Below are 9251 nucleotides of genomic sequence, written 5' to 3' on the forward strand. Positions count from 1 at the left end.
AAGCCGGACTCTGACCTTGAATCTCCGCCTCTATCTGTGCGAACGGGCTATTGTCGGTTCTCGATTCCATCGCTGCGTTTTCGTTGGGTCTTGAGGGACGCTAATAAATAGGCTTGCTTGATGCCGCCTCTGTTATCGGGGCGGCTTCTTTTTGTCGAAAACCGCCACAAAGGGGACAGGCACCTTTGTGGCGGTGGGGACGAGCTCGATGTTGTTGTGATCGTTGAGCGGCATGTTAATGGGCACCTCTACAGAATTTCATCTGGGCTGGCGGGTTTGGTTGTTTTGGGGATGCCGAGTTTGGATGACGCGAAATCGTCAACATTGTCCTTAATTCCGTCTTTGGTGTAGACAGTGACCATATAGGTGCTGTGTCCGAATTCGCCCTTGTCGCGTGTTGCCCAGGCATCCCAGTAGGCGGCCCCGTTTCGCCCTTTGATTTTTCCGACACGGCGGAGTTCTGTTCGCTTTAATTTCTGGTTGCTATAGATGGTTCGACCGGCTTCCGCGGTGAGCCCGCACTGTCCAAGCAGCTTGTCGAGGACTTGGTTCATGTGGCGCTCATCGGTGTTTGGTGCGTAGTCGTAGGCGAGGGTGATGGAGTCAAGGGGCTGGTCGTCGATCAGATAATTCATTGTCTGAGGTTCGAGGCAGAAATAAGGAGAGCATCCGTCGACCTTGCCGAGCAACGGTAACTTGGACTGCCAACTTCCGGTGGGAATTGCATATTCGTAGAACACGCCACGGCAGACAAAGGAGAGCGAGGTGGCACGCGAGCCGGCGTCGATCATCCCGCAAAGATCGAAGGGCGAGGCGATACCAAAAGAAAAGGGCGTGATGACGATAAGGAAGAGCATCACGATGGGTATGGCGAGAATGGCGATGACGTTGCGACCGGTGGAATGAGACGGCTTCATATGCGCTCCTCGAGACAAAGAGCTGTTGAGGATAGGCAGAAATGGATATGTTCAGAGAACAATTCAAGTTTAATCTCATGGCGTGAGATGGTCGACCGTTAGCGTCGAAAACCACCACAAAGGTGCCTGTCCCCTTTGTGGTGGTGGGGAGCGCGCGGCTTCTTTTGGTGATAGTGTTAGCCGGCGGTATCATTAGGACAAATGGCGCGGGTTTGCATTGTGAGGTGCTTTGCTGTGAGAAGTCCTGCCCGTATTGGATTGATTGTCTTGGCGCTTGCGATCGCTGTGGTTGGCGCGGGCGCTGTCGGTATGGCATTTCTACCTGCTGCGGTGACGGAGCCGGTGGTCAAGCCTGTGACTCAATCTGTCGAACTTCTGACCGGCGACGACAAGCCTGAGACCATTACCGTTGATTTTGATGAGCAACCGGCTGCGCTGGGCATTAGTAATTATCCACGCATTCAGCTTGGGGCTATGCGCTATACCACGGATTCTGGTCTGATCGACAGGGCGTCCGAGCTGCTCAAGGGCAAAATCTTTAAGCGCTGGTATGGATATGCGTCCTATCGGGCAAAAGCGAACGACATGGTTGGCGGATGCCACTCTTCCATCGAGCTGGACACTGCAAACGGCGCAAAGTTATGTGATGTCTCGTACGATCCGGGCTACGAGGACAATGAGGGTCCGGGCATCTACATCATGGACGGCGATGTCGCCTATGTCATGGAGGGCGACCAGACCGAGCTCAACGATTTTATGGGCCAGTGTATCCAAGATGCCTATAAACAGACCTGCTTGCCTGACCCGCAGGCTGCACGCGATAGTGGGTCTGCCCGTACATGGCTGTTCGAGGATGAGATGCCCTGGACCGTCGAATCGGGAAGTACGGGTCCGGCGAAGGAGTAGAGACCGCGACCACCACAAAGGTGTCTGTCCCCTTTGTGGTGGTTTGCATGTCGTGGGAACACTCAGAAAATCTTATATATAGAGACTTAGATTTATGTATAAGATCGCACAAAGCTGGCAACAATACTTCTCGAACAACGTGAAGCCGCCCCGTAGGGCGGCCGCCCCAAGAGAGGTGATTCCATGAGAATCGATAAGCTAGCAATGACGTCGCGCGAGGCGTTGCAGACCGCCATGAGCACGGCTGCCGATGCGCAGGCCGGCGCGGTGGAGCCGATTCACCTGCTGTCTGCCCTGCTCGGTGCCGGCGAGCGCAATATCTCCGTGATCATCGAGCGCATCGGCGCTGATCCGGCCCAGCTCGCACGCTCCACGCAGGATGCCGTCGACCGCGCGCCCAAGGTTTCGGGCGAGGGTCAGCAGATGGGCCTGTCCAACGAGCTCGTCCGCGTCATCGAAAAGGCCGAGAAGAAGGCCACCAAGATGGGCGACAGCTTTGTGGTGACCGAGCATCTGCTGATGGCGCTTGCCGAGGACAAGGGCGAGGCTGGTCGTGTACTGCGTGACGCTGGCGTGACCAAGGAGCGCATCGAGCAGGTCTACGAGGAGCTGCGTGGCGATGACCGCGTGACGTCTGCCGAGGACAAGACCCAGTTTGAGGCGTTGGAGCAGTACGGTCGCAACATCTGCGATCTTGCCCGCGCCGGTAAGCTCGACCCGGTCATCGGCCGTACCGACGAGATCCGCCGTACCATTCAGGTTCTGTCCCGCCGCACCAAGAACAACCCCGTGCTCATCGGTGAGCCGGGCGTCGGTAAAACGGCTATCGTCGAGGGCATCGCCCAGCGTATCGTGGCCGGCGATGTGCCGAGCACCCTGCGCGACCGCGACCTCATCGAGCTCGACATGAGCGCGTTGGTCGCCGGCGCCAAGTACCGTGGTGAGTTCGAGGACCGCTTAAAGGCCGTGCTCAAAGAAGTGCAAAAATCCGAAGGTAAGGTCATCCTGTTCATCGATGAGCTTCACACCATTGTGGGCGCGGGTGCCACCGAGGGCTCCATGGACGCAGGCAACATCCTCAAGCCGGCGCTCGCCCGTGGCGACCTGCATGCGATCGGCGCGACCACGCTCGACGAATACCGCAAGTACATCGAGAAGGACGCGGCGCTCGCCCGTCGTTTCCAGACCGTTATGGTGAGCGAGCCTACCGTCGAGGACACCATCTCGATCCTGCGTGGCCTCAAGGAGAAGTACGAGATCTTCCACGGTGTGCACATCACCGATAGCGCGCTCGTGGCCGCTGCTGACCTCTCCGATCGCTATATCGCCGACCGCTTTCTGCCCGACAAGGCCATCGACCTGGTCGATGAGGCCGCAAGCCGCCTGCGCATGGAACTCGACAGCATGCCGGTCGAGATTGACGCCACCACGCGTCAGCTCACCCAGCTGCAGATCGAGGAGCAGGCGCTCATGAAGGAGACCGACGACGCCTCCAAGGAGCGTCTGGAGGCCCTGCGCCAAGAGATCGCCGAGGTCCAAGAAAAGCTCAACGTGCAAAAGGCCGGCTGGCTCAACCAGAAGAACGCCATCGACCACGTGCAGGAGCTTAAGGGACAGCTCGACGAGGCCAGAAGCGAAGAGGAGCGCGCGACGCGCAACGGCGACCTGGGCCGTGCGTCCGAGCTGCGCTACTCCGTGATTCCGGGTCTGCAGCAGCAGATTCAGGATTCCGAGGCTGCGCTCGAGGCACAAAAGCAGAAGGACGGCGAGGGTCTCAACGAGCAGGTGACCTCCGATGAGATCGCCGAGGTCGTGAGTGCCTGGACCGGCGTGCCCGTGTCCAAGATGATGCAGGGCGAGCTCGACAAGCTGAAGGGCCTGGAGGGTGAGCTGCATAAGCGCGTCATCGGCCAGGACGAGGCCGTCTCCGCCGTCGCCGCGGCTGTGCGCCGCAGCCGTGCGGGCCTCTCCGATCCGGACAAGCCCATCGGCAGCTTCTTCTTCCTGGGCCCCACCGGCGTGGGCAAGACCGAGCTCGCCAAGGCACTTGCCGAGTGCCTGTTCGACGACGAGCGCGCGCTCGTGCGTATCGACATGTCCGAGTACATGGAGAAGTTCAGCGTCCAGCGTCTGATCGGTGCGCCCCCGGGATACGTGGGCTACGACGAGGGTGGCCAGCTCACCGAGGCCGTGCGCCGTCGTCCGTACTCCGTGATCTTGCTCGACGAGATGGAGAAGGCTCATCCGGATGTCTTTAACGTGCTGCTGCAGGTGCTTGACGACGGCCGTCTAACCGATGGTCAGGGTCGCCAGGTGTCCTTCAAGAACACGATTATCATCATGACGTCCAACGTGGGCTCCAAGGCCATCGCCGAGCTTTCCGGCAAGGACGAGGAGGAGATGCGCCATCAGGTCAACGCGGCCATGGCTCAGACCTTCCGCCCCGAGTTCCTCAACCGTATCGACGATATCGTGGTGTTCCATCCGCTCGGCATGGCGCAGATCGAGAAGATCGTCGACATCCAGCTCGCCGACGTCCGCGCGCGTCTGGCCAAGGAGCGCATGACGCTTGCCATCACCCCGGCGGCCAAGCAGATGCTCGCCGTGGGCGGCCTGGACCCCGTGTTTGGCGCCCGTCCGCTCAAGCGTCTGGTTCAGCGCGAGGTCGTGGATGCCATCGCCGCCGCTATCATCGACGGCACGGTGCGCGAGGGCGATCAGGTGACGGTCGATGTCGACAAGGACGGCGGCTTTACCGTCGTGTGCGACAATACGCCGGCGGCCACCTACGAGGTCCCCGACGCCGAGTAGATTTTTGGGAGATGCCTTAAAACCTGCCAGTCGTCTCTAAACGCCAAGGGCGGCGGATCCAATTGGGTCCGCCGCCCTTTTTCGTGCGACAATCGATGATGTTGAGCGGATGCGATGTAAGGAGCTATGCAGATGAAAGACGAGAACAAGACAAGTGCGCCGGCGCCCAAGCCCACGTCCAAACCGGCACCCAAGCCGCGCGACCCCTATATCCGCGCCGAGAACGAGGACGACGACGGCTACGATCCCTACAGCGATCGCCGCCCCGAGCGCGAGCCGATGTTCGAAGCCGACCCCTGGCGCTGAGTGCCACCCAAAAGGCCACCAATAAGTTGCGGTGAAATAGGGACTGTTTTGCGGTTTGACCAGCAAAAACAATCCCTATTTCACCGCAACTGCGTTAGGGATGTGGATGTTGGGCGGCTGTCTTCGGGCCGGCTAGTCCTGGGCTTTGATGCTCGGCAGGAGAATCTGGGCGAGGTAGTCGGTCTCGAGTTTGGTCGCGGCGTCTGCGTTGCCGTCTTTGCCAACCAGGTCGTTCTTAATCTGGCTATAGGTGTAGCGGTTGCCGGTCGTAAGCTCGACAAGTTCAATAGCCTGGTCCATGGGATAGGTCGACACAGGGTCCTGCGTGCGTCCATTAACGGTTTGCGGAATCACGTACGGATAGACAGGGCCGCTGGCGTAGACGGTGTAGCCGTTGCCTAGGCTGACCGTGCCCAAAACCGTATCGCCGTCGTCGGGCATAAAGGTCTCGCCGTCGCGCGCTGCGACAAGTGTCACGATTGGCGTATTGGTGTCATCGCCCAGATAGATGCACAGCGTGCTGCCGTTTTGCCAGGTCGCGACCTTGCCATACCACTCAACCGGAATATCGAGCTGATACAGGTTCGTCGCCTTGTGTCGAGCGTCGGCATCGCGGGCGGACTGTGCCTCGCTTGCGCTTACGGCGTTGGCGGCGGCATCACGGCGCGTAATTGCCGCCTGCTGGAGTATCTTTGCCGCGGCGGCAGAGCTTGCGCCCCCTTCCTCGGCATACTTGGCGGCGGCATCGATCTGGTCGTCGGTCACCGTGTCGGCCGAAGGTACCTTGAGCTTAAAGGTGGCTTGAGCGCGCAGGTCCTGTCCGTCACTCTCGACCGTAACCTGTGCCTTGGTGGTCGGGACGGTGTAGATGGTGCCGTCGGCAGCGATGGGGGAGGCGGCGATGGAGAACGTGTAATCGCCGGGCAGCAGCTTAATGCCGCGACCGTGCTCATCAACATAGAGCGTCTCGCTCACAGAAGAGCCGTCGGAGTCCTGGCCACTCACCTGCACGGGGATCTTTGAGCCGGTGGAGCAGTCGAGTCCCGCGGCATGTACGCCAATTTGCACCGACATCATGGTATGGGCGTTTGCGGCAACCACGGCGGCCTGCTCTTGCTGGTATCCGTTCCAAGCTGCATAGCCCGCGCTGCCGGCGACGAGCGCGACGGCAACAACGCCTGCCACCATCAGGTTGCGTCGCTTGGGCGACATCTTGCGGTGACGGGCCTCGGCCTCATGTGCAGAGGGAACGGACGGTAGGGGGATATCGCCCATGGCGATGGTCTCGTCCACGGCAGGCGCAGAGCCTAAGCCAGGGAGCTCGCGGGTCAGCGAATCTTCGGCCGGCAAGTTGTCGAGCAAGATGGTTTCCTCGCTCGTGTCGGATTCGGGCTGGTCGTCGGCCTCGCATTCGGATTCCTCGTGCCCCGCCTCGTCTTCGGTGGGCGCGGCGCCATCGTCTTTTGCATCCTGATCATCGGGCTGCGCCTCGATTTCCGGCTCATCCTGCACATCAACACTCGAATCGTCAAACGCAACATCGTCAAGCGAAATCCGGTCTAGGCTCTCCAGGGCCTCGGCACACGCTTCTGCATCTTGGGCCGCATCCTCTTGGCCCATCGTCTCATCTTTCATATATCCCCCAAGCTCAATATCGGGACAACACTGTACCCAAAAACGGGACCCCATAGAGCCGCCGCATGATTTGAAATCCGATTTTATATATGCGCGTGTTTTTGAATAGATGAATAGAGACGCAATGACAAAAGCCCCCGGAAAGCGAGTGGAACGCTTTCCGGGGGCTCTAAGAGACATTGGGTTGAATGTCTGGCGAGCGGGCCTATGCCCAGGCGCCAACAGCGACTAACATGTTACTCGGCGTGCGCGTAATCCACCTTGGCGCGGCGAGCGGTAGCCTTCTCCCAATCGCTGGTGCCCTCAAAGACATCCTGCTTGTAGGGATTGCGGCCGAGCTTCTTGGCGCGGTAGGCGATGTAGATGATCGCGGCGACGTTGGCGATCAGCGCGGCAATCGAGACCGCGGTGGCGGCGCCGGGGTCGAGCGTGGAGTGGGTCACAAAGATGGACTCCTCCTGGAAGTACGGGAACACCTGGGCAAACATGCACCAAATAGCAAGCGTAAAGGCGCGGTTCTGAATCCAGCCGCCCTTGTTCCAGATAAAGGCGGCGACGGTGGGCGCCAGCAGCAGCGCAAAGCCGCAGAACCAGGAGTGGGTGGGCAGGCAGTTGTAGGTGTAGCAGAAGTTCCAGATATCGTAGGCGATGATGTAGACCCAGGTCATGTCGGGCCACAGCATGTCGGTCTGATCCTCGGAGGCGTAGACGCTCCACCAACCGGTCATGCAGAAGATGTTGATGATACCGGCGATGCCGTTGAACACGTTATTCCAGCCGGCCAGCTGCGTAGCACCTTCGGAGGTGACCCAGGTGGATTCGCCCAGGACAAAGAAGTGATAGGCGCTCTCGAAGTCGGACACGACGGCAATCATGATGTTGATGGCGACGATCACAAACGGCCACGCGCGGAACCAATGCGCCTTGCCGATCTTGCCCCACTGGTACTTAATGGCAATGAAGCCCCAGCAACCGGCCAGCGCCGCGTATACCTTGGCGTAGTGGAACCAGCTGTTCTGGTACACATGGGTGGGGTTGGTGAGCGCCCACTCGGCACCCTGCGAAACGCCCACGGCGATAGCGATGCAGTAGATGGTCATGGCCAGCGGAGCCACGCCAAAGATGATTGCCGCGCCCAGCTTGGTGCGGCGGCCGACCTCGTTGAGCACGATCAGGCCAATAAAGACCATGGCCCAGCCGGCCCAGTGGATAAGGGTATCGCTACCCCAAACATCGAACAGCATGCTGCTCTCCTTTCACACGCCCGCGGCCCCTCTTCTGATCGCGGGCAGTTTGGCCAAATGGCGTCAGTCCTGGGGCTTGCGCTCCGGATACTTGGCGGTATAGCCCTCGATGTGGAGCGTCGAGGCGATGATTTCCTTGACCGTCTCGTCGGGCACATCGGGGTGCGTGCGGATATACATCAACAACCCCATGATGAGGGTGTAGAACGTCTCGTAGACATGGTCGATGCGTAGCTCATGATGGGCGACAAAGTCCACCACGGTAGTGTCGCAGATGTATTGCGCCACGCGCTGGACCACGTTGTGCAAAAAGCCGCCGTAGAGCGCGCCACTGCTTGAGGTGAGCGTACTCGGCAGCTCGTGGCCGCTGGCGACCAGACGCTTAAAGAGCGGGGCGACGGTGTCGAGCGCGCCCTCGATATCGCCAACGGTGCGGCTGGCATTCCACTGCTCGAGCTCGGAGATAAAACCGTCGATTGCCTCGTCCATGACAGCGGTGACGGCGGCGTCCATGTCGGCGAAGTAGTGGTAGAACAGCGAGCGCGTGCAGCCGGCTCGCTTGGTTACGGCCGAGACGGATAGATGCGACACGCCCAGCTCGGAACTCACGGTGCGCACGGCATCGAGGATCTCGCGACGGCGTTCGTCGCCCGTCAGACGTTTGGCCGTGCTGTCGGGCGCGGGGACGGCATCGACCACAGAGGTATCTGCTGTGTTGTCGCCCATGTTTTGCCGCCTTTCATCCTCTTTTGCCTGACCGTTCACCTAACAGTCTTGAATATTGTTGACGGTTCGTCAATACTATTTTTGACACAATGTCAACAATGGCGGGTGAACGGCATGGGGCATGCCCGACCTGCAAAAAAGAGGGGCGCTGCGGCCTCGTCGGGCTGCGGCAAGAGAAGGGACAACCATGATTTTCAACGGACCGGGAATTAGCTACACCGAGCCCGATATCGGTTCGGAGTTCGTGCCGTCGCTGCCGGAGCATCCGCGCGAGGCAATTGTCAAGCTGTGCGAGCACTGCACCAACCGTCTGCTGCATCGCGACGAGCTGCTGGGCTACGAGTACTGGTCGTTTGCCGAGGCCGCGACCGACGAGCAGGCCGAGGTGCTCTGCAAGATGAAGATGCGCCGTCCCTACACGCTGCCCGAGATGGTCAAGCTCACCGGCATGCCCGAGGCCCAGATCGAGAAGATGCTCGACGACATGAGCTACACGGGTCTGCTCGAGTACAACTGGGAAAACCCCGAGCGCGCCAAGCAGTGGGTGCTGCCCATGCTGGTACCGGGTTCCGCCGAGTTCCTCAACATGCGCGTGAGCCAGCTCGAGGAGCATCCGGTCTATGCCAAGTTCTTTGAGCAGGCGTCCAAGGGGCCGCTGTCCAAAGCCACGCCGATGGTGCCGCCCGGAGGCGCCGGCATCGGCATG

General features: G+C 60.0%; 7 protein-coding genes and 1 pseudogene. 4 read left to right on the forward strand and 4 right to left on the reverse strand.

Annotated features, from left to right (window positions below; genetic code table 11):
- Positions 1 to 248: 248 nt before the first annotated feature.
- On the reverse strand, positions 249 to 917 hold the full coding sequence (locus AB5Z25_RS00445; RefSeq protein WP_117770268.1) for a hypothetical protein: 669 nt from the start codon (positions 915 to 917) through the stop codon (positions 249 to 251).
- Positions 918 to 1151: 234 nt separating this feature from the next.
- Between AB5Z25_RS00445 and AB5Z25_RS00450 the strand changes: the two genes are divergently transcribed.
- The 3 genes from AB5Z25_RS00450 to AB5Z25_RS00460 all read left to right on the forward strand — a co-directional run bounded on the left by AB5Z25_RS00450 (position 1152) and on the right by AB5Z25_RS00460 (position 4940).
- Positions 1152 to 1823: a hypothetical protein gene (locus tag AB5Z25_RS00450; RefSeq protein ID WP_147333364.1), complete on the forward strand. Its 672-nt coding sequence runs from the start codon at positions 1152 to 1154 to the stop codon at positions 1821 to 1823.
- Positions 1824 to 2006: 183 nt separating this feature from the next.
- On the forward strand, positions 2007 to 4634 hold the full coding sequence (clpB, locus tag AB5Z25_RS00455; protein ID WP_368134509.1) for an ATP-dependent chaperone ClpB: 2628 nt from the start codon (positions 2007 to 2009) through the stop codon (positions 4632 to 4634).
- Between the two features lie 132 nt (positions 4635 to 4766).
- A complete protein-coding gene (locus tag AB5Z25_RS00460; protein ID WP_368134510.1) occupies positions 4767 to 4940 on the forward strand; it encodes a hypothetical protein in 174 nt (57 codons plus the stop codon).
- 132 nt (positions 4941 to 5072) lie between these two features.
- Here the strand turns inward: AB5Z25_RS00460 and AB5Z25_RS00465 are convergent, their stop codons facing one another.
- From AB5Z25_RS00465 to AB5Z25_RS00475, 3 genes are all read right to left on the reverse strand, one after another.
- Positions 5073 to 6575, reverse strand: coding sequence for a hypothetical protein (locus AB5Z25_RS00465; protein WP_368134511.1), 1503 nt, complete (start codon positions 6573 to 6575; stop codon positions 5073 to 5075).
- A 236-nt stretch (positions 6576 to 6811) separates the two neighbouring features.
- Positions 6812 to 7819 (reverse strand): DUF5692 family protein, encoded by a 1008-nt coding sequence (locus tag AB5Z25_RS00470; RefSeq protein ID WP_368134512.1) that lies wholly within the window; start codon positions 7817 to 7819, stop codon positions 6812 to 6814.
- 63 nt (positions 7820 to 7882) lie between these two features.
- The gene (locus AB5Z25_RS00475; protein ID WP_368134513.1) at positions 7883 to 8545 is read right to left on the reverse strand and encodes a TetR/AcrR family transcriptional regulator; all 663 of its coding nucleotides are present in this window, start codon (positions 8543 to 8545) and stop codon (positions 7883 to 7885) included.
- Positions 8546 to 8732: 187 nt separating this feature from the next.
- On the opposite strand from AB5Z25_RS00475, the pseudogene AB5Z25_RS00480 reads away from it, so the two are divergent.
- Positions 8733 to 9251: pseudogene (locus AB5Z25_RS00480) on the forward strand (FAD-dependent oxidoreductase); the annotation flags it as partial.

This window comes from Collinsella aerofaciens, assembly GCF_040910325.1.
GTDB classification, from domain to species: domain Bacteria; phylum Actinomycetota; class Coriobacteriia; order Coriobacteriales; family Coriobacteriaceae; genus Collinsella; species Collinsella aerofaciens_BL.